This is a genomic window from Arthrobacter sp. BF1 (assembly GCF_056680215.1).
Genome location: NZ_CM155271.1, coordinates 3,445,658 through 3,465,284, shown reverse-complemented (window position 1 = coordinate 3,465,284; position 19,627 = coordinate 3,445,658). Strand labels below are relative to the sequence as shown.

The following is a 19,627-nucleotide window of genomic DNA, read 5'->3' as shown; positions in this document are numbered from 1 at the left end:
GGGCTGGGCTACTTGGTGAGCAGGCGGACGTGGTCCGGGGTCAGCTCCGAGATCTTGCTGACGCCGAGGAGGGCCATGGTGCGGGCCATGTCCTTCTCGAGGATCTGGATGGTGCGGTCCACGCCGGCGCGGCCGCCCGCCATCAGGCCGTAGAGGTACGCCCGGCCGATCAGGGTGAAGTCGGCGCCCAGGGCCAGTGCGGCAACAATGTCCGCACCGCTCATGATGCCGGTGTCCAGGATGATCGCAGCGTCGGAGTTGTCCGCCTTCAGGGCCGCGGAAACCTCCGGCAGTAGGTGGAACGGGATGGGCGCGCGGTCCAGCTGGCGGCCGCCGTGGTTGGACAGCACGATGCCGTCAGCTCCGTGGTCCACCACCTTGCGGGCGTCCTCAACGGTCTGGATGCCCTTGACTACGAGCTTGCCCTTCCAGGTTTCACGCAGCCAGTCCAGGTCCTCGAAGGTAAGCGTGGGGTCGAACATCGAGTTGATCAGGTCGGCCACGGTTCCGGTGTAGCGCGAGAGTGAGGCGAAGGTCAGCGGCTCGTGGGTGAGGAAGTTGAACCACCAGGCCGGACGGTAGGAGGCATCCAGTACGGTTTTGACCGTCAGTGCCGGCGGGATGGTCATACCGTTGCGGACGTCGCGGAGCCGTGCGCCCGCGACAGCGGTGTCCACCGTGACCATCAGGGTGTCGTTGCCGGCCTTGGCAGCGCGCTCGATCAGCTCCAGCGAGCGGTCGCGGTCAGTCCACAGGTAAAGCTGGAACCAGTTGCGGCCGTTCGGGGCCGCCGCTGCCACGTCCTCGATGGAGGCGGTTCCCATGGTGGAGAGGGTATACGGGATACCGGCGGCTTCGGCAGCCTGCGAGCCGGCATATTCGCCCTCGGACTGCATCATGCGAGTAAAGCCTGTGGGGGCGATGCCCACGGGCAGCCGGGACGGCTTGCCGAGGATCTCGGTGGTCAGATCGATTTTGGACACGTTGCGCAGGATGCCGGGCCGGAACTCAATATCCAGAAAGGCTTCACGGGCACGGCGCAGGGTGATTTCTTCCTCGGCGGCGCCGTCGGTGTAGTCAAAAGGGGCCTGCGGCGTGCGTCGCTTGGCCATGTCGCGCAGCTCCCAGATGGTGCTGGCCCGCTTAAGCTTCGCGGCGCGGCTGAACTCCGGCTTCTTGAACTGCATCAGCGGGGCGAGATCCGAATACTTGGGGATGCGGCGCTTCAGTGCCGCGGGAACAGCCGACGGCGGCGCAGTGCGGGGAGCTGCCTCGGTGGCGGGAATGTCCGTGGCATCCGGAGCCGGGGTGGTCTCCGGATTGTTCGGCTGAATGGTGTGGGTCATGGCTTCCTCCGTCGGTGGGCCGGCCGGGCCGGACACAGGTCACGCTGTGGTCTAACCACACTGTAAGCCATGTGGTCCGACCACATCAACTACTATGGCGATATGCGTACGCACCAACTCGTTCTGACGTGGATCGAAAAGCAGCTCTCCGACGGTGAGCTGACGGTGGGCGGTCGCCTGCCGGCCGAGCGCACGCTGGCCGAGCAGCTTGGCGTCTCGCGGACGTCGGTGCGGGAGGCCATCCGGATCCTGGAGGCCATGGGCGTGGTCCGGGCCGGCGTTGGGTCCGGGCCGGAGGCCGGCACCGTAGTGATTTCGGATCCGACGGCGGCGCTTGGCTCCGCCCTGCGGCTCCACGTCGCCACGCAGCACCTGCCCGTCGCGGACATTGTGGAGACGCGCGTCCTGTTGGAGTCCTGGGCAGCCGCCCGCGCCAGAGCTGACGCGCCCGAGCTGGAACAGGCGGCCGCGCTCCTGGACGAGATGGACGCCGTCGGGTGCGGAAGCGAGGAAGCGGACCACTTCCTGGCCCTGGATGTCCGCTTCCACCTGTCGCTGGCCGACGCCGCCGGCAACGCCGTGGTCAGCGCCATGATGGGCTCCCTGCGCGAGTCCATCCAGGGCTACGCCGGCAAACTCACGGCCAACCTCCCGGACTGGGACGCCATGGCCCGACGCCTGCAGGCTGAGCATCGCGACATCCTGGCCGCGATCAAAAAGGACGACGGCGCGCGCGCGGCGAAGCTCGTCGCGGCGCATATCGAGGGCTACTACCGCGAGGCCGGCTTCAGGCACACCGCGCAGGCCTGACCCGACGTCGAGATTGCACTTGACGGCGGTCGCGGCGAGAAACACAGCCGTCATGTGTCATCTCGCGGGGCTCGGTTCGAAGGGCTCGGTTCGAAGGGCTCGGTTCGAAGGGCTCGGCTTACGGGGCGAGGTTTGCGGGGGCCGGGCCGCTGCTGGCCCGGATTTCGAGGCGCGGCTGGTACCGGCTGCCCGGAGTCTCGTGGTCTTCGTGGCGGATCAGGGCCCGCAGCTGCTGCCAGGCCTTCGCGCCGAGTTCGGCAATGGGTACGGCAGCAGTGGTCAGGGTGGGTGTGGTGTAGCGGGCGAAGGGGATGTCGTCGAAGCCGGTGACGGAAATGTCGCCCGGCACGTTGACGCCGCGTTCGTGCAGCCCGCTCATCAGCCCCATGGCCACGAGGTCGTTGAAGGCGAGGATGCCGGTGGCGCCGCAGGCCAGGACCGCGTCCACGGCCTCGTGCCCGGTGTCAAAGTCTGAGCCGCCGTCGAGCATGGTGACCTCTACCTTGGGGTGGCTTGCCTTGAAGGCCGCCAGTCCGTTGAGGCGGAGGCCATTGGAGGCACTGCCTGCCGGGCCGGCAAGGAACGCCAGCCGGGTGTGGCCGAGGCCCGCAAGGTGCTCGGCGAGGGCCTCGACGCCCTGCCCATAGTCCACCACCAGGCTGGGAATGTCAGCGGCGGTGGTGGTGCGGTTGATCAGGACCAGCGGGTGGAGCGAGGGCGCAATCTCCTCGAGCTCGGCATCGCTCATACGCGGCGCGCACAGCACCAGGCCGTCGCAGCGCCGGCGGGCCTCGCCGGCCAGGATTGCCTCCTCGCTGGAGACTTCGAAGGAGTCGGCAATCAGGACCCGGTAGCCGTCCTGCGCCGCGGCCCGGCTGAGGCCGCGCAGGATTGCCTGGAACGTGGGGTTGGCCAGGTCCGGCACCACAATGCCGATGGTGTCCGTCTTGCCGAGCGCGAGGCTGCGTCCCACGGGGTTGGGCTGGTATTTCAGCTCGACGGCGGCAGCCCGAACCCGCGCGGCGATGTCCGGATCAACCGTGTAATTTCCGTTCATCACCCGCGAGACCGTGGCGTGCGAAACTCCGGCTTTGACGGCAACATCCGCAATGCCAATCCTGCCCGTTGCCGATCTCCTGACCATGGCCTGCCTTTCGTAAGTTTGCGCACGGTGAGCTCCCGTGCCGGGGTCCTCGTCCGGGAGCCCTGCCGTGAGACAGCATAGCTGGCTCTCAGAAACCGATTTCCACCCGTGAGCGTGACCCGCAATGCGTGTCCTGATGCTCGCACCCCGATCGCGCGGAAGAAAACGTTTTCTCCTAGAAAGGATAAGGGTTGACGGGACCATGCGTCTATTGATAGAAATTCTTTAGCGAACTGAGAAAACGCTTTCTCATGACGGACTCCAACCACTGACGAACGGCAGTCCGCTGAGCCACCACAAACGGCCGCTGCACGGCCGGTATTGAGCTTTCGAAAGGGACCCTCCATGGTCAACACAGCCGAATCGAGCACCGCTGCCGCTGTCTCCAGCTCCGATCCGCTGACCGGCAACGCACCCGAAAGCAAGGCCCGGATCGCCCTCATCGGCACCGGCGGGCGCTCCGAGATGTACATCCGCGCCATTTACGGGAAGCACGCGGACGCTGCCGAACTCGTGGCCTTCTCCGACCTCAATCCCGGCCGGGTGGAGTACTACCAGAAGCTCATCCAGGAACTTGGGGCGCCGGGTCCTGTCGCTTCCTTCGATCCCGCGGACCTCACGGCGTTCATCCAGGCGAACAGCATCGACCGCGTGGTGGTGACCACGCCGGACTACACCCACGCCGACTACATCGTTGAGGCACTCAACGCGGGTGCCGACGTCGTGGTCGAAAAACCCCTCACCATCGACGCCGACGGCTGCCGCCGCATCACCCAAGCCGTGGCGGAGACCGGCCGCAACGTAGTGGTCACCTTCAACTACCGTTACTCGCCACGCAACAGCGCCCTCAAGGAGATCATTCAGAGCGGCGTCATCGGCAAGGTGACCTCCATCGATTTCAGCTGGGTCCTGGACACGGTCCACGGCGCCGACTACTTTCGCCGCTGGCACCGCGACAAGAAGAACTCCGGCGGCCTGCTGATCCACAAGGCCTCGCACCACTTCGATCTGGTCAACTGGTGGATTGACGATGTTCCTGAACGCGTCTTCGCCTCAGGCGGGCTGAAGTTTTACGGCGACAAAAACGCCGCCGAGCGCGGCCTTGGTCCCCGTCCGGAGCGTGGAACACCCGCCGCCGGAAGCGCGGGTGCAGGGGACAACTCAGCCGACAAGGACCCCTTCACGCTGGACCTCCGTGACGATGAGCGGCTCAAAGCCCTGTTCCTGGACAACGAGCACTACGACGGCTACCGGCGTGACCAGGACGTCTTCACCGGCGGCATCACCATCGAGGACAACCTGGCCCTCGTGGTGGAGTACCAGGGTGGGCCGCGGCTGAGCTATTCCCTGAACGCCCACAGCCCGTGGGAGGGCTACCGGGTGGCCGTCAACGGCACCGAAGGCCGGGCGGAACTCGAGGTCGTGGAACGCGCTGCCGTGGTCAGCAGCACCGACAAGAAGCTGGTGGTGGACCCGAGCGCCACACCCATTGAGGAGGAGGACGCCGTCCGCCGAATCGGCGAACGCCTGGTGGTCCAGCGCCACTGGGAAGCGGCCTATGAGGTGCCCATCCTCAACGGCGAAGGCGGGCACGGCGGCGGCGACGCGCTGCTCCTCTCGGACCTGTTCAACGGTCCCGGCGACGACCCGCTGGGCCGCCCGTCCGGCTACCTCGACGGACTCCGCTCCGTGTCCGTGGGCATTGCCGGCAACCGCTCCCTTGAATCTTCCCTCCCGGTCCGAATAGAGGACCTGGACCTGGGCGCGGACCTCCGGCGGGCCTAAACCGCCCAAAAGCTCCGCGCCCCAAAACCTGAAGGAAACCAGCATGAGCAAAATATTCGTCACCGGCGGCTCCGGCCGCCTCGGCCGCAGCGTTGTGGCAGGCCTCGCGGACGCGGGCCACGAAGTGATTTCGGTAGACCGCGAGGCCATCCCTGCGGACCAGCTGCCTGCCGGCGTCGTGCAGGAAACCGGGGACCTGCTGGCGCCGGGGGATGCGCTGCGCCTCCTCCGGAAAACCGCGCCCGACGCCGTCATCCACCTCGCCGCGATCGCCGTACCGTTCAGCGCACCCGAGGATGTCATTTTCGCCACGAACACGCGTCTCGCCTACGCCGTGATCAGCGCGGCCACGGAACTGGGCATCGAGAAGATCGTCACGGCCAGCAGCCCCACGGTCCTTGGTTACGGTTCGCCGGCCGGCTGGCTGCCGGACAGCTTCCCGCTGGATGAGCGCAGCACGCCCAAGCCCTGGAACGCCTACGCACTGTCCAAGCTCATCGCCGAGCAGACCGTGCAGATGTTCGCCGCGGCGCAGGGAACGAAGATCCGCTACGCCGCCTTCCGCCCCTGCTACGTCATTTCGCCCGAGGAATGGGACGGCGCCCCCACGCAGCAGGGCCACACCCTCGCCGAACGCCTGGCCGACCCCGCACTGTCAGCGCCCGCGCTGTTCAACTATGTGGACGCCCGCGATGTGGCCGATTTCCTGAACGTGCTCCTGCAGAGAATGGACTCGATCCCCAACGGCGAAACCTTCTTTGTCGGGGCGGCGGATGCGCTGGCCACGGCGCCGCTGGCTGAGCTGATGCCACGCTTCCTGCCCGGAAGCGAAGCCCTGGCTGCCGGCCTGACCGGCACCAGCCCCGCCTTCTCCATTGCCAAGGCCCGTGAGCTACTGGGCTGGGAGCCCAAGCGCAGGTGGCGGAGCGAGCTCAAAACAGACACCAACCTCAACGACGAGACGTCCGCCACGCTGGTCACAGCGGGAGCCGGATCCAAGGAGACACCATGAAATTCGACGGCGTTCTGTTCTTCCCCGTCACACCGTTCACGCCGGAAGGCGCCGTTGACGTCGAGCTTCTCAAGGAGCACATAGCTTCGCGCCTCCCGTATGGTCCGGGCGGCGTCTTTCCCGCCTGCGGTACCGGCGAGTTCCACGCCCTCAGCATTGAGGAGGTGCGCACGGTGGTGAGAGCCGCCGTCGAGGTTGTAGCTGGTGCGGTTCCGGTAGTCGCCGGAGCCGGCGGGCCGCTGGGCCATGCGCTGGCTGCCGCCCGGGCGGCGGAGGAGGCCGGTGCTGATGCCCTGCTGGTCCTGCCGCCGTACCTGGTCACCGGCCCCACCGACGGGTTGGTTGCCTACGTAGAGGCGGTGGCGGACGCCAGCAGCCTCCCGGTGATCGTGTACCACCGTGGCAACGCCAAGTTCACTGCCGCCGCCATGGCCCGGCTCGCCGAAAACCCCAAGGTTGCGGGCTTCAAGGACGGTCTGGGCGATGTGGGTCTGGCCCAGGAGATCGTGTCCGCTGTCCGGGCTACGGGCCGCGAGGACTTCGCCTTCTTCAACGGCCTTCTGACAGCCGAACTGACCCAGGGCGCCTACCGCGGACTGGGCATCCCGCTCTATTCGTCGGCCGCGTTCGCGATGGCCCCGGAGATCGCCAAGGCGTACTACGACGCCTACGTGGCCGGTGACGAGGACCGCCGCAACGCCCTGCTGGAAGGCTTCTACGCACCCTTGGTGCGGCTGCGCGACCAGACGCCCGGCTTCGGCGTCTCCCTCATCAAGGCCGGACTTCGCCTCGGTGGACTTCCTGTTGGTTCGGTCCGGCCGCCGCTGACGGACCCCACCGAAGACCAGCTGGTCCAGCTGAAGTCCATCCTGGCCAGGGGCTACGAGTTGGCCGGCCGCTGATGAGTGCGCCCGCCGTCGCCGCTGTCGCCGTCCGGACTGCACCGCGGATTACGGGCTTGTCCACCCGGCTGCTCACCGTCCCGCTGCGACGCAGCTGGGGTGCGGAGGCGCCGGAAAACCATGTGATCGTCACGGAAATCCAGACGGACGACGGCGGCGCGGGGCACGGTTTCTCGTGGACGCCCACCATCGGCCCGCAGGCCGTTAAGGCCCTCCTCGACCACGACATCGCGCCTTTCGTTGCGGGGCTGCCCGCACATCCGGAGACGGTGTGGGATGCGCTGTGGAAGCGGCTGCATGAGGCAGGCGGCGGGGGGCTGACCACCATTGCCATGGCCGGCGTCGACCTCGCCCTCTGGGACCTCCAGGCACGCAGGGCTGGCACGTCAGTCACCGGCCTGCTGGGTCAGCGGCAGGAGTCCGCCGAGGTGTACGGGTCCGGCGTGAACCTGCACTACACGCTCGAGGACTTGGTGGCCCAGACCGAACGTTGGGTTGCTGCGGGTCATCGGGCCGTCAAGATCAAAGTAGGCAAGCCAGATATCCGCGAGGATGCGGAGCGCGTGGCGGCCGTCCGGTCAGTGCTGGGCGCGGACCGCAAGCTCATGGTCGACGCCAACCAGCGCTGGGACCTGCCCACTACCTTCAAAGCGCTGGATGTGCTGGCGGAGTACGGGCTGGAATGGCTTGAGGAGCCCCTCCGGGCGGACGACCTCTGGGCGTACCGCAGGCTCCGGAAGCAATCACCCGTGCCGATCGCCCTCGGTGAAAACCTGCACACCATCTACCGCTTCCGCGACTTCATTGATGCCGGAGCGGTGGACATCATCCAGCCGAACATCATCCGGGTTGGCGGCATTACTCCGTTCCGGCGGATCGTGGAGCTGGCCCGGACCAACAGCATTCGGGTGATGCCGCATCTGCTGCCGGAGCTTTCCGGTCAGCTGGCACTGACCCTGGCCGAGCCAACCCTGGTGGAGGACGTGGAGGAGGCTTCGTTCGAGCAATTGGGCATCCTTGCCGGGCCGTCACCGGTCCGCTTTTCCGATGGCCGGGTGACCCTCACGAACCAGCCCGGCCTGGGCTTCCGGTTCACCGACAACCCGCAGCCCTGACAAACCCTCTCTCACTTAATGTGCCTTAATTCCGAACGATCTCTCACTCAATGTGGATTTGGGCCAAACGCTCTCGCAGTCGACGCTTCAACAAAAAACGCTCCCGCAGTCACAAACTGCGGGAGCGCTTCTCGTTCTGGCCCTGTCGAAGACCGGCCATATGCTTGGCCTGCGGATGGTGAGAGAGGATCGCCGAAAAACCCACGTTAAGTGAGAGAGGATCGCCGAAAAACCCACATCAAGTGAGAGAGCGTTTGGGCCTAGAGCTGCAGGGTCACCGGCCGCTGAAGACCGTTCACGGCGGAGACGGGCCAGCGCTCGTCCACGGTCAGGGCTTTCACGCCCGACTCGGTGAGCTGTACCGTGTCCTCGATCTTTACCCCGGGGCCCGACGGGTTCCACGTGAACGGCTGGTTCAGCACCACGGTGTCCATGGTGCTTGGCGTGACGCGGGGATCCCGGCCCGCGTAGCCGGCCGGTCCGCCCTGGTGGTGCTGCTCCCACTGCTCCGCACCGAAACCGTGGCGGACGTACGCTGCCTTGATCTCACCAAAAATGTGGGCCAGCCGGGCGCCGGGGACCGTTGCATCGAAGATGTCCGCTTCAACGGCAGCGATCCGGGCCTCCGCGTCGCGCTCCCCGGGAGTCCCGCCGTCGAACCTTACCCAGCGGGTGATGTTGGCAACCAGGCCGTCCCGGCGCGCGCACACCACCGCCATGGCGCGGCGCCCCAGCGGCGCGTGCGTGGCCAGCGGGTGGCGGAAGTCGCTGCGGGAGGTGCCGTTGCACAGGAGCACCAAAGGCTCCGCTCCGGCGGCCACAACACGGCCCGCCAGTGCGGACACCAGCTCAAATTCGGTGGTGTGGGGCCGCGCGGTGGACAGGACGTCGGTCATGACGCACGCCAGTTCCGCACTGAGGCGCGCGTAGCGGGCGGACTCGCCCGGCAGCAGCTGTTGGCGGGCGGCCCGCAATTCGGTGGCAACAGCGGCCTCGGCCAAGGGGCCTCCCGAACCAGCAACCGAAGAACGCCCGACGGCGGCAGCGGCCTCGTGCAGGTTTCCGTACCAGGGCACGGAATGGAGGGAGACTCCAGCGGGGAGCTCTTCTGCGCCGATGCGGCCCGCTTCGTTGTTAAACGTCACCAGGTGGTCGCCATGCCGGTCCACCAGCAGCGCGGCTATGGGATCGCCGGCCAGGCTGATGTGCACCCGGCTGCCGTCGAGGTACCAGGTCAGCGCCGTGTGCGTGGTCAAAAGCAACGAGTCCTGGCCCTTGGCGTCGAGGATGTCCAGGACCTTGCGCCGTTTGATGGCCCGGTCCGCGGCGGAGGCGGGGGCGGTGCGGCTCGTGCTGTCTGCCGGGTCCGCGGCGGCGTTCAGCTGCGACGACGGGGTGGTGGTTACGGTAGTTGTCTGGCTCATGAGCTGGTTCCCCAATGGTCTGGTCAAAGCTTCGTTATCAAGGTCTGGATGTCTTCACTACTCAAAAATCCGTCGGCGATATACACCGTGACGCTGCGCCGTACCGGCTTGCCAGGTTCAGCAATGACCGGTGCGTCCCACGCCAGCGACTGGCCAACACCGGGGTAGCCGTCCACCCGGACAAACCACGGGTCCGTGGAACCATCCGCCGCGACGAACACCAGCGTGGCGGCACTTTCACTTGCGCTGAACTTGCCGGACCACGCGAGCCACGGCGTCACTTTCCCGTGCACGGCTGACTCGCCTCGCAGGGCCTCTCCGGTGGTGCCGGAAGCCCAGATAGAGGCTTCGGAGCATACAGGCAGGCGCCAGAAGAAGCCGCCATAGCCACCGCCAGCGCGGCCATTGGAACCCGGGCTGCCCAAACTGACAGGCCGGTCGCCAGCGGGCGAAAGCGCGAAGTCCAGTGTGAGACGCCAGGCGGAGGAGCCCGCTGCTGCCCAGGTCCAAGTGCGCTGTTCGGTGAGGACGGGGGCGCCGTCGGGCCCGTTCCACGCGAGGGTTTCCGCCAGGAGACCCTCGCGCTCGGTCGGTTCACCGGTGGGGACTATGGTGCCGTGGTCGGGCCGCCAGACATATTCGCCCGCTGCCCGCGTGTACGTGCGGCCGCCCCAAAAGTTGACGCCATCCACATCCTGCAGGGCCACTCCCACACCCAGATGCCAGACGTGATCCAGGGGCTGGTGGTCCGTGATGACCGTCCCCGCGAGCGTCCGGACCGGGTGGAGGTAGGGGCGTGGTGAGGACACCGCGCGGATGCGGCTCCCGTCCTGGTAGCCCGCCACGGGACGGCCCTCGACGGCGAACGTCCGGGCCGGAGGCAGGCTGGAGGCCCACGGGGCGCCCAGTTCGGCAAAGGTCGCCTGCGCCTTGGCAGCCCGGTCCATCAGCGCAGGGATGCCGTGGACAACGGGGTGCGCATCGCCTCCGTTGCCCTCCCACGTGACGTGCTCGGCACTGATTTCCTGCGGATCCGGCGCGGTGCGGATGGCTTCCAGCACCGAGGTGAACGCGCCCGTATCGCCCAAAGAACACAGCAGCGGATCGCCAGAACGCCGTGCCGCGAGCAGGTTCTCCAGCAGGTCCGTCCGGCCGTGGGCTTCGCGGCGCTCGCCATCCCGTGTGGTGGTGACCACCTCGTCCTCGGTGTAGAAAAACCTGATCTCGCCCAAGGTGCCATGGACCGTCACGGAGGGGCGCTGCTGGTCCGGGGCGCACAACGTGAGGGCGCAGAGCAGGGTCTGCCCGGCCGTTGTGCGGACGCGGATCACGGACGTGTCGTCACTCTGCGTGTTGTGGGCGCGGTACAGGTCGGTTTCCACCGAGGCGACGTCGGCCATGGTGTGCGCGCCGGCCAGGTGCAGTCCGGTGGCAACCGCGTGGGCCAGCGCGTTGGTGGCCACGCCGTCCACTACGTCGGTGCCATCCAGGCTGCGTTTGCCCGCCCAGCGTGAGCGTTTGAAGTATCCCTTGGACCGAACCCACCTGCCTTGCGCGCTGAGGCCGAGGATCTCGCCGATCTCACCGGCCTCGACGGCCTTGCGGATCGCGGGCAGGGCGTGCGATCCAAGGCTCTGGAATCCCACCTGCACCAGCCGCCCCGACGCGTCCGCCGCAGCCAGCAGGTCCCGGAACTGCGCCATGGACGAGACCGGGGGCTTTTCAACATACACATCGGATCCAGCCGCCAGCGCGGCCAGCGCCAGGGGTGCGTGGGTCTGGATGGGCGTCGCCAGGATGACCATGTCAGGAGCCGGACCGGCTGCCAGCAGCTCGTCCAGGGTGCCGAAGACCGCCACGGATCCGCCGAGCGCACCCTCCTGTGGTGGGTTGGGGTCTGCAACTGCCACGAGTTCGACGACGCCGTCCTCCGTGAGGCGCGCAAGGTTGGCCAGGTGCCGTTCACCGAAGCCGTGCACGCCTACCAGCGCGACGCGGGGGATTGCGGTGGCGGCCGGGTCGCCGGGCGCCGCGGCGATGCGGCTGGCCGGACTGGCAGTTTGCTGGGTCATCAATGTCCTTGGTGGCTGGGTGGTGAGCGGTGCTGGGAGAAAGGGACGTCGTCGTGCGTTCCTTCCTTGTGTACTCCCCATTGCAGCTGTGGTGCGGGGCAACCGCACGGCGTACTGCGAAGTGACCTGAATGGCTTCTTGGAAAGCCTTATCAGAAAACGCTTTCTCAAAAATTAGCAAAGGCCTGTACAGCCGTCAAGAAACCGTTTACTTTGGTAGGGAACCGCTTTCCCGACCACCACGGGACGGTGGCCGGATCCGGAATCGGCGCCTTGCCATATCCGGGCTGAGCCTGCCATCGAAGCGGTATGGCAATGGATCGCATTGGGTGATTGCCCAGTTCGCGGTCAACCGACCTGCGGACCCACCTGGATTCCGCACTCACCCATGCCGGCCGATGAAGTTCGCCGGAGCGATCACCCATAACGTGGAGGGCCACGATGACCAAAGGAGACCACATGGCCGCTAATCCCATCCCCAGGGCGCTGCCCCCCGAAGGGCCCTGCCTCGAAGGACTCCGTCCGGAAGGGCAGCGTCCAGAGGGGCGCCGTCCGGAGGGGCTCTGTCCTGAAGGCACGTTCGCAGCAGACCCCCGGGGCGACGTCAGGGTGCCGGAATGAGCGCCATCGGCGAACTGACCACGCTCAAACGGCGCAAGGGCCCGCTGTCTGTAGCGGAGAAAAAGGCGAACGGCCGGGACAACAAGGCCGCTTACATCTTCCTGCTCCCGTGGCTGGTAGGCCTGGTGGCCATCACCATCGGACCGATGCTGATGTCGCTGTACCTGTCCTTCACCGACTACAACCTGCTGCAGCCGCCGGAATGGACGGGGCTGGACAACTTCGTCCGGATGTTCAGCGACGCCCGCCTGCACAACTCGCTGGGCGTGACGTTTACCTACGTCTTTGTTGGTGTGCCGCTGCAACTCGGTGTGGCATTGCTGATCGCGCTGGTCCTGGACAAGGGCCTGCGCGGGCTGCCGTTCTACCGCTCGGTGTTCTACCTGCCGTCCCTGCTGGGCGGTTCGGTGGCTGTAGCCATCCTGTGGAAGCAAATCTTCGGCACCACCGGCCTGGTCAATCAGGCGCTGGCGCTGGTTGGCATTGAAGGCCCGGGCTGGATTTCCGATCCGAGTACTGCGCTGGGCTCCATCGTCCTGTTGCATGTGTGGACCTTCGGCGCACCCATGATCATTTTCCTGGCCGGCCTCCGGCAGATCCCGGTGATGTACTACGAGGCCGCAAAGGTGGACGGGGCCAGCACGCTCCAACAGTTCTGGCGCATCACGCTGCCGATGCTCAGCCCCATCATTTTCTTCAACCTGGTGCTCCAGATCATCGGATCCTTCCAGTCCTTCACCCAGGCGTTCATCGTGTCCGGCGGCAACGGCGGCCCATCGGACTCCACGATGTTCTTCACGCTGTACCTGTACCAGAAGGGCTTCGGCCAGTTCGACATGGGCTACGCCTCAGCTATGGCATGGTTCTTGTTGGTCATCATCGGTGTGTTCACCGCCATCAACTTCATCGCTGCAAAGTATTGGGTTTTCTATGACGACTAAACTTGAGACGCTGCCCGCCCCGGACAAGAACACCGGCGCCGGCAAGCCCACGAACCACCGCAAGCCCAAAAGGATCCGGGAATCCCGCGGGACCCTGGCATTCAGCCGCTCCGCACGCACCAAGGCGCTGATCAAGCACGCCATCCTGATCCTCGCCGGCGGCCTGATGATCTACCCCCTGTTATGGATGGTGGTTTCGTCACTGCGGCCCAACGACCTCATTTTCAAGGACCCCGGGCTATGGCTGAGTACCTTGGAAATGGGCAACTACACTGACGGTTGGTCCGCGCTGACGCACCCGTTCGGGCACTACATGCTCAACTCCGCCATCGTGGTGATCGGGTCCATCCTGGGCAACCTCATCTCCTGCTCCATGGCCGCGTACGCGTTTGCCCGGCTGCAGTTCTCCGGCAAGAAGCTGTTCTTCGGCATCATGTTGCTGACCATCATGCTGCCGTTCCACGTGGTGATCGTGCCGCAGTACATCCTGTTTTCGCAGATCGGCTGGGTTAACACGTTCTGGCCGCTCATCGTCCCCAAGCTTCTGGCGACGGACGCGTTCTTTGTATTCCTGATGGTTCAGTTCATCCGCGGCATCCCCAAGGAGTTGGATGAGGCTGCGAGAATCGACGGCGCCGGCCACCCGCGCATCTTCCTGCGGGTCATCCTGCCGCTCATGGTGCCGGCCCTGGCCACCACCACCATCTTCACCTTCATCTGGACCTGGAACGATTTCTTCGGCGCACTCATTTACCTGACAGACCCGGATATGTTCACTGTCCCGGTGGCGCTTCGTGCCTTTGTGGATGCGCAGTCCGCCACCAGCTGGGGATCGCTGTTCGCCATGTCCATCGTGTCGCTGCTTCCGGTGTTCCTGGTGTTCCTTTTCGGGCAGCGGTTCCTGATCAAGGGCATCGCCACCACGGGCATCAAATAAACCTCTTGTCATACAAGTAGTGGACTTGTAGTATGAAGTTCAGAAAACGCTTTCTCACGTAAACCCTCCCTCAATAGATCAAAGAAGATCGGAGTACCCAGTGCCGCTTTTCCCTCGCTCTAACGCTGCTGGCACCAATGATTCGGCAGCTGCGTCATCCTCTGGCGCACGGCCCCGCTTCCGTAAGACGGCCGTCGTCGCCGCGGCAGCCGCCGTCGTCATGGCACTCAGTGCCTGCGGCGGGGGAGCCACCGCCAAAAGCGACGGCGGACCCGTCGAGCTGCGCTTCTCCTGGTGGGGAAGCGACAAGCGGGCGCAGGTGACGCAGGCCGCGATCGCTGCCTTCGAAGCTGAGAACCCCAACATCAAAATCAAGCCGGAGTACGGCGACTGGAGCGGATACTGGGACAAGCTCGCCACCCAGGTAGCGGCCAACGATGCCCCGGACATCATCCAGATGGACGAAAAATACATCACCGAGTATTCAACGCGCGGTGCCCTGCTGGATCTTTCCAAGTACAGCATCGACACGTCCAAGCTGGACGAGGCAGCCCTCAACGCCGGAAAGGGTGAGAAGGGCCTGACGGGCATCGCTGCCGGCATCAATGCCGCCACGATTCTGGCAAATCCCGCCGTGTTCAAAGCCGCCGGGGTTGCACTTCCGGACGACAAGACCTGGACCTGGGACGACTTCGGTCGCATCGCTGCCGAGGTGACCGCCAAATCGCCGAAGGGCACGTTCGGTGCCGCCGCCTATGGCACGGATGAGGCGTCGCTGGGAGTGTGGCTCCGGCAGAACGGCAAAACCCTGTACACCAACGACGGCAAGCTGGGCTTTGAGCCGAGCGACATCGCCGAGTGGTGGGCCAACCTGAAGGAGCTCAGCGAAAAGAAGGCTGTGCCCACGGCCTCGGAGGTAGTTGAAGCTGAGGCCGCACCGCTTGACCAGAGTGGCCTGGCCACCGGCAAGAACGGGCTCGCATTCTGGTGGTCCAACCAGCTGCCGGCCCTGGAGAAGGCTGCCGGCTCGGAGCTGCAGATCCTCCGGTTCCCGTCCACCACTGGCAAGGCCGCCGACGCCCAGCTCTGGTACAAGGCATCCCAGTTCTGGTCCGCCTCGTCCCGCACCAAGCACCCTGAGGAAACCGCCAAGTTCATCAACTTCCTGACCAACAGCGAAAAGGCCGGCGAGGCGTTGCTGGCGGACCGTGGCGTGTACCCGAACTCCGACGTCCGGGCAGCCATTGAGCCCAAGCTGACCCCCGCCGACATCAAAGTGGTCAAGTTCATCGACCAGGTCAAGGATGAACTCGGCGAGGCTCCGGCTCCGCCGCCGAAGGGAGCCGGCGCCATCCAGGAAATCGTCAAGCGCTACACGTCCGAGGTCCTCTTCAACCGCCTGTCAACGGACGACGCCGGCAAGAAGGCCGTGGACGAGATGAAGTCCGCCATCAGCTAGGCAGTACTCCGCCAGGCAGTACACCGCCGCGACTCGTCCGGGCGCCGGGAGCGAGATCCTGCGCTCCTGCAGGAAGCGTACGACGGCGCGTGGTCACCACAGTCCCGGCTGGAACCTTTGGGTTCCGGCCGGGACTGTGGTGTTTAAGGGGCTGGGGGCTGTGGTGCTCAAGGTGCGTGGACGAGGTGCGGCTTTCCCGGCGGCCATCTGTAGAGCGGTGCCGGTCCTTGTGGTGCACTGGGAGCAATTCAATTCTGGGGGAGAACGTGAAGGCATTCAACCGCCCGGGCAGGCTTCGGGGGCGCCGGTGAAGGTGATCACTATTCCGCTGGGCAAACAAACTGACGACGTTGAAGCGAGACTGCCCATCAACGGATACTTCGCACGGCCGGGTATGGAAGTTACGTACGACGCATCAGGGTCCCTAGGTGTTGTTGTGAAGTACGAGTGGGACTTGGACGGGGACGGACGCTACGACCGGACCACCAACGATCCGGTGCTCAAGCACACTTACCTTGAGGCGTTTGAGGGAGTGATGATTCTGCGGGTCACCGGGATCGCCGGTGGCACTGACACGTTGGATACGCCGGTTCGCATCAGCACTACGCCGTCGCATCCGCGGTTGGCGGCACCTTCAAATGTTCGCGTCGAGGTTCTCTCTACAGTGGGGCGGATCAGTGAGGTCAAATTGAGTTGGGAGTCTGCTGATCCGGCGGTCTACAGGTGGGGAGTGACTATTGACGGCTTCCCGGCAGGCGTCGTCGTCGATGGAACGGCCCGCTCCGCCAACGTTACGGAGGTCCACCGCGAAAAGGACGTCCTGATTGAGTTCTTGGGCTTTACGCCCGACGGTGCCATGGGGGATCGGGCGGGCCCAGTCCTGGCCGCCGTCAAGTAGCCGTTCTGCTTCCCCGAATCCCTGGTCTCATCCGGTTCCCGCGCGGGGCGTGTGACGTTTCCCTTGGCCGGCGCTACCTTATCCGCGCTGCCTTATCCGCGCTGCCTCGGTCTTTATTCGCGTTGGGGTGGTGGGGGTGGTTTGAAGTAGTGGTTTTGTTGGGGTTTTTGGGTGGGGTCGATGTGGCGTGGGGGTGTGAACCAGGGGACGCCGTTGGTGGTGTGGATGGTCCATTGTTCTTTGTGGATGAGGTGGTGGTGGTGGGAGCAGAGGAGGGCGCCGTTTTCTGTGTTGGTGGGGCCGTGGTGTGACCAGTAGGTGATGTGGTGGGCTTCGCACCAGGGGGCGGGGATGGTGCAGTTGGGGAAGGTGCAGCCTTGGTCGCGGGCTGTGAGGGCGAGGCGTTGGGCGGGGGTGAAGAGGCGGGTTTTGCGGCCGAGGTCCAGGATTTCGCCGTGGGTGCCGAGGAGGGCGGGGATGATGTCGGCGTCGCAGGCGAGTTTGCGGATGGTCGCTGCGGTGACGGGGCCGCTGAAGACGAAGGTGCCCGTGCCTGTGCCGGTTCTGCTTTGGTTGGCGGCTGGAAGGTGGGGGAGGAGGTCTTGGTAGAGGTCTTGGTAGTTGATGGTGGCGAGGATTTGGGGGCGGTTGCCGCCGGCGGTGGGCAGTTTGTTGGTGGTGAGGGCGGCTTTGAAGGCGGTGATGATGCCGTCGAGTTGTTTCTGGGACCGGGTGCGGCGGTCCAAATCCATGTCATTGTCCTGCCACACGCCGGTGTCCTGGTCCGGGCCGGTGCCGGTGGTGTTGCCGGGTTGGGTGCGGGGGTTGGTGGCGGCGTTCATGATGGTGGCGAAGATTTCGTATTGGTCGGTGGTGGCGAAGATTTCGAGGTGGTGCAGGCCGTGGCGGGGTTTGCGGATGAATGCGCCTTGGGTGTGGCGGAGGGCTTCTTCGGTGGGTTCGGTGCCGTCGGCGTCGAGGGTGTCGGCCCAGCGGCGGGCGAGGCGGGCGAGGAAGTCGGGGTCCGCGGTCGCCGCGGTGCGGGTGAGGTCGTGTTCGATCCGGTCCAGGTTCTGTGGTGTGGTGTGGTGTTTGAGGCGGTCAAGGGTGGCGGTGATGATGGTCCCGGCCCGGGAGGAGAGCGCCGGTCCTGAACCGGCCGGGAACGCAGGTGCGGTGGGGTCTTCGGTGCCGGGGTCTGCGGTGGTGGCGGGGGTGAAGGCTGCGGCGAGGTGTTCGCGGGCCGGTGGGATCCGGTCTCCGGTGAGGGTGGTTTCGGGCAGGATGGCGTGGGCGAGGTGGAGGCGGCGTTTGGCTTCGCCGAGCCCGATCCGCAGCCGCAGGCGGAGGAACTCGGCGGTGGTTTTGCAGCCGTCGTCCGCCGGGGACCCTGCCACGGAGCTGGCACTGGTGTCGGGCCAGTCGGCGTGTGTTTCGGCGGGGGCGGTTTCGTTCAGGGTTTCGGTGCCGTTGTCCCAGCCGGTGGTCCAGGTTCTGGTGGCCCGGGTGGCCGCGGCGTGGGTGATGGCTTCGGTTCGGGTGCGGTCCACGGCCCCTGCGGAGAGGATCTGGGCGTAGTCCACGGAGCGGGAGAGTTCCTCGATCTGGGCGGCGTACTCGGCGGCCTCGACGTAGCCGGCCATGGCCAGTTGGTCCGGAGCCGCGGCCACCGCGGCGCGGACCACGGCGATCGCCGCCGACAGGCTCACGGCCACGGGCACGGCGAAACTACCGCCGTTCCCCGCAAGCCGCTCCGCCAAAGCCTCCATAGGAATACTCTGCCGCGAGGGTACGACATTATTGCCGCCGTCGGACATCAGCCCAGCGGAAGTCCCGGTGACCGGCGACGCAGCGCACATCAGCACGGAGGAGCTACCGCCGTTCCCAGTAAGCCGCTCCGCCAAAGCCTCCATAGGAATACTCTGCCGCGAGGGTGTGACATTATTGCCGCCGTCGGGCTTTTGCAGTGAGGAACTCACACCGCTCCCGGCGGTGACGCTCAACGTAGGCGGGCCGTCACCGTGCAGGTTCCATCGAGAGCCCCAACCACCATGGACCGCCCCTGGTCTGTGAGAATCTCAGCGTTGTGTCAAAATCCCCGAGGACACCTTCGGCGGAGCAGCTAACGGCGCTGCTGTTCGTGTAGGTGAGTCTGCAGTGCTGGTAGTCAATCACCAGCGTGCCTTGCCAGCCGCTGCGCCGGATGACCTCTTCCAAGTCCGCCCGGGTCAGTTCGAGGAGTTCGGGGCCGGACCACTGGCGGTACAGGGACGGGCAGGACGCAGTAACAGCCATGCACGGTAGGAAGGCGGTCGCGCTGACCACTCGTCCTCCCCTGAAGTCCTCAGCCTTGCCGGGTTCGAACCCTTCGGGAACTGCGAGCTGATCTGCGACCCTCAGCATCGCGTTGGTTCTGGCGGTTTCGATGAACCCGCTGGCGAGAACCCATCCGGCGATCAGGAGGACGGACGAAATCCCGACGAGCAAGGCAAGAAGCCGCTTCTTCCTTCGGGCGAGGACAAAAGTGATAATGCCGGCAATAACGGTGAGGGGAACAGCGACAAGCATCACCGGGAAGCTGATCGAAAAATTGGCGTAATCCATGGGCGTCCTTTGTCCTTGAGGTGCACCTTACAGGTTGCTTCAAGCCTCTGCCGCCGGGCTTGTGGTCAGGGCGCAGCAGCACCTTCGCTGCCAGGCTCCGCTGTGTCACCCCGGGCCCTTGGTCGGGGAACATCCGGATCCCGGCGGCGGTTAACGCAGTAGGACGAAAAATGAACACCATGTTTACTGCACTAATAATCCCGGCCCGCACTGGAGAACCAGTTCGCGTCGAGCCGATCGAAGCCACTCTGAAGAACCTTCAGGAACTGGTCGACGGCGATATTGAGTCAGTCACGCGCGGCGACTGGCATGTCTACCTCAACGCGGAAGGCATGATCCGGGACTTGCCGTTGAACATGCGCGCGGCCCAGCTAACCTATGACCGCGGCCTTGACTTGGCCGGAGCCGCACGCGGATGTGCCGTCTTCCTTGGAAATGATGAACACCGCGAGGAAACCGACGTGCCGGAGCATCTGGTCAGGCGAGCCGAGGAACTTTTTGGGATGCCGCTGGCCGCCTAGGGGCATCCGGGTGCGTCTTCAGCCTTCGGTGGCCAGG

16 protein-coding genes are annotated in these 19,627 nt (G+C 65.5%); 10 read left to right on the top strand and 6 right to left on the bottom strand.

The window, feature by feature from the left end; all coding sequences use genetic code 11:
• Positions 1-8 precede the first annotated feature (8 nt).
• Entirely contained in the window at positions 9-1,346 is a 1,338-nt protein-coding gene (locus tag AC1MCD_RS16275; protein WP_498673285.1) for an alpha-hydroxy acid oxidase, read from the bottom strand.
• A 102-nt stretch (positions 1,347-1,448) separates the two neighbouring features.
• On the opposite strand from AC1MCD_RS16275, the gene AC1MCD_RS16270 reads away from it, so the two are divergent.
• Positions 1,449-2,156, top strand: a complete 708-nt coding sequence (locus tag AC1MCD_RS16270; protein ID WP_498673284.1) for a FadR/GntR family transcriptional regulator — start codon at positions 1,449-1,451, stop codon at positions 2,154-2,156.
• Between the two features lie 118 nt (positions 2,157-2,274).
• On the opposite strand, the gene AC1MCD_RS16265 is transcribed toward AC1MCD_RS16270, so the two are convergent.
• Positions 2,275-3,300 (bottom strand): LacI family DNA-binding transcriptional regulator, encoded by a 1,026-nt coding sequence (locus tag AC1MCD_RS16265; protein ID WP_498673283.1) that lies wholly within the window; start codon positions 3,298-3,300, stop codon positions 2,275-2,277.
• Positions 3,301-3,645: 345 nt separating this feature from the next.
• Here AC1MCD_RS16265 and AC1MCD_RS16260 point away from each other — a divergent pair, with 345 nt between their 5' ends.
• Genes AC1MCD_RS16260 through AC1MCD_RS16245 form a run of 4 tightly spaced genes read left to right on the top strand, consistent with a single transcriptional unit; the run spans position 3,646 to position 8,114 of the window.
• A complete protein-coding gene (locus tag AC1MCD_RS16260; protein ID WP_498673282.1) occupies positions 3,646-5,085 on the top strand; it encodes a Gfo/Idh/MocA family protein in 1,440 nt (479 codons plus the stop codon).
• Between the two features lie 43 nt (positions 5,086-5,128).
• Complete coding sequence (locus AC1MCD_RS16255; protein ID WP_498673281.1) at positions 5,129-6,097, top strand: NAD-dependent epimerase/dehydratase family protein; 969 nt, start codon at positions 5,129-5,131, stop codon at positions 6,095-6,097.
• The gene (locus AC1MCD_RS16250; protein WP_498673280.1) at positions 6,094-6,999 is read left to right on the top strand and encodes a 5-dehydro-4-deoxyglucarate dehydratase; all 906 of its coding nucleotides are present in this window, start codon (positions 6,094-6,096) and stop codon (positions 6,997-6,999) included. Before AC1MCD_RS16255 ends, AC1MCD_RS16250 begins: the two co-directional genes overlap by 4 nt.
• Entirely contained in the window at positions 6,999-8,114 is a 1,116-nt protein-coding gene (locus AC1MCD_RS16245; protein ID WP_498673279.1) for a mandelate racemase/muconate lactonizing enzyme family protein, read from the top strand. Before AC1MCD_RS16250 ends, AC1MCD_RS16245 begins: the two co-directional genes overlap by 1 nt.
• A gap of 260 nt (positions 8,115-8,374) precedes the next feature.
• Here the strand turns inward: AC1MCD_RS16245 and AC1MCD_RS16240 are convergent, their stop codons facing one another.
• Complete coding sequence (locus AC1MCD_RS16240) at positions 8,375-9,538, bottom strand: M24 family metallopeptidase (RefSeq protein ID WP_498673278.1); 1,164 nt, start codon at positions 9,536-9,538, stop codon at positions 8,375-8,377.
• 23 nt (positions 9,539-9,561) lie between these two features.
• A complete protein-coding gene (locus AC1MCD_RS16235) occupies positions 9,562-11,610 on the bottom strand; it encodes a DUF6807 family protein (RefSeq protein WP_498673277.1) in 2,049 nt (682 codons plus the stop codon).
• Between the two features lie 616 nt (positions 11,611-12,226).
• Here AC1MCD_RS16235 and AC1MCD_RS16230 point away from each other — a divergent pair.
• The 4 genes from AC1MCD_RS16230 to AC1MCD_RS16215 all read left to right on the top strand — a co-directional run bounded on the left by AC1MCD_RS16230 (position 12,227) and on the right by AC1MCD_RS16215 (position 16,465).
• Positions 12,227-13,171, top strand: a complete 945-nt coding sequence (locus AC1MCD_RS16230) for a carbohydrate ABC transporter permease (RefSeq protein WP_498673276.1) — start codon at positions 12,227-12,229, stop codon at positions 13,169-13,171.
• A complete protein-coding gene (locus AC1MCD_RS16225) occupies positions 13,161-14,108 on the top strand; it encodes a carbohydrate ABC transporter permease (RefSeq protein WP_498673275.1) in 948 nt (315 codons plus the stop codon). The genes AC1MCD_RS16230 and AC1MCD_RS16225 overlap by 11 nt, the downstream gene beginning before the upstream one ends.
• 100 nt (positions 14,109-14,208) lie before the next feature.
• Positions 14,209-15,567 carry an ABC transporter substrate-binding protein gene (locus AC1MCD_RS16220; protein ID WP_498673274.1) on the top strand — a complete coding sequence of 453 codons (1,359 nt, stop codon included), beginning with the start codon at positions 14,209-14,211 and terminating at the stop codon, positions 15,565-15,567.
• A gap of 307 nt (positions 15,568-15,874) precedes the next feature.
• A complete protein-coding gene (locus tag AC1MCD_RS16215) occupies positions 15,875-16,465 on the top strand; it encodes a hypothetical protein (RefSeq protein WP_498673273.1) in 591 nt (196 codons plus the stop codon).
• Positions 16,466-16,578: 113 nt separating this feature from the next.
• On the opposite strand, the gene AC1MCD_RS16210 is transcribed toward AC1MCD_RS16215, so the two are convergent.
• Entirely contained in the window at positions 16,579-18,234 is a 1,656-nt protein-coding gene (locus AC1MCD_RS16210; RefSeq protein ID WP_498673272.1) for an HNH endonuclease signature motif containing protein, read from the bottom strand.
• Between the two features lie 247 nt (positions 18,235-18,481).
• A complete protein-coding gene (locus tag AC1MCD_RS16205) occupies positions 18,482-19,069 on the bottom strand; it encodes a hypothetical protein (protein ID WP_498673271.1) in 588 nt (195 codons plus the stop codon).
• Between the two features lie 170 nt (positions 19,070-19,239).
• Between AC1MCD_RS16205 and AC1MCD_RS16200 the strand changes: the two genes are divergently transcribed.
• Positions 19,240-19,590 (top strand): DUF3846 domain-containing protein, encoded by a 351-nt coding sequence (locus tag AC1MCD_RS16200; RefSeq protein WP_498673270.1) that lies wholly within the window; start codon positions 19,240-19,242, stop codon positions 19,588-19,590.
• Positions 19,591-19,627 lie beyond the last annotated feature (37 nt).

Excerpts from the sequence above, each read along its gene's own strand:
- AC1MCD_RS16250 (WP_498673280.1), top strand. The coding sequence starts at position 6,094 with ATGAAATTCGACGGCGTTCTGTTCTTCCCCGTCACACCGTTCACGCCG.
- AC1MCD_RS16265 (WP_498673283.1), bottom strand. The coding sequence starts at position 3,300 with ATGGTCAGGAGATCGGCAACGGGCAGGATTGGCATTGCGGATGTTGCC.
- AC1MCD_RS16255 (WP_498673281.1), top strand. The coding sequence starts at position 5,129 with ATGAGCAAAATATTCGTCACCGGCGGCTCCGGCCGCCTCGGCCGCAGC.
- AC1MCD_RS16240 (WP_498673278.1), bottom strand. The coding sequence starts at position 9,538 with ATGAGCCAGACAACTACCGTAACCACCACCCCGTCGTCGCAGCTGAAC.
- AC1MCD_RS16245 (WP_498673279.1), top strand. The coding sequence starts at position 6,999 with ATGAGTGCGCCCGCCGTCGCCGCTGTCGCCGTCCGGACTGCACCGCGG.
- AC1MCD_RS16225 (WP_498673275.1), top strand. The coding sequence starts at position 13,161 with ATGACGACTAAACTTGAGACGCTGCCCGCCCCGGACAAGAACACCGGC.
- AC1MCD_RS16230 (WP_498673276.1), top strand. The coding sequence starts at position 12,227 with ATGAGCGCCATCGGCGAACTGACCACGCTCAAACGGCGCAAGGGCCCG.
- AC1MCD_RS16260 (WP_498673282.1), top strand. The coding sequence starts at position 3,646 with ATGGTCAACACAGCCGAATCGAGCACCGCTGCCGCTGTCTCCAGCTCC.
- AC1MCD_RS16205 (WP_498673271.1), bottom strand. The coding sequence starts at position 19,069 with ATGGATTACGCCAATTTTTCGATCAGCTTCCCGGTGATGCTTGTCGCT.
- AC1MCD_RS16275 (WP_498673285.1), bottom strand. The coding sequence starts at position 1,346 with ATGACCCACACCATTCAGCCGAACAATCCGGAGACCACCCCGGCTCCG.
- AC1MCD_RS16210 (WP_498673272.1), bottom strand. The coding sequence starts at position 18,234 with ATGGAGGCTTTGGCGGAGCGGCTTGCGGGGAACGGCGGTAGTTTCGCC.
- AC1MCD_RS16200 (WP_498673270.1), top strand. The coding sequence starts at position 19,240 with ATGAACACCATGTTTACTGCACTAATAATCCCGGCCCGCACTGGAGAA.
- AC1MCD_RS16235 (WP_498673277.1), bottom strand. The coding sequence starts at position 11,610 with ATGACCCAGCAAACTGCCAGTCCGGCCAGCCGCATCGCCGCGGCGCCC.
- AC1MCD_RS16270 (WP_498673284.1), top strand. The coding sequence starts at position 1,449 with ATGCGTACGCACCAACTCGTTCTGACGTGGATCGAAAAGCAGCTCTCC.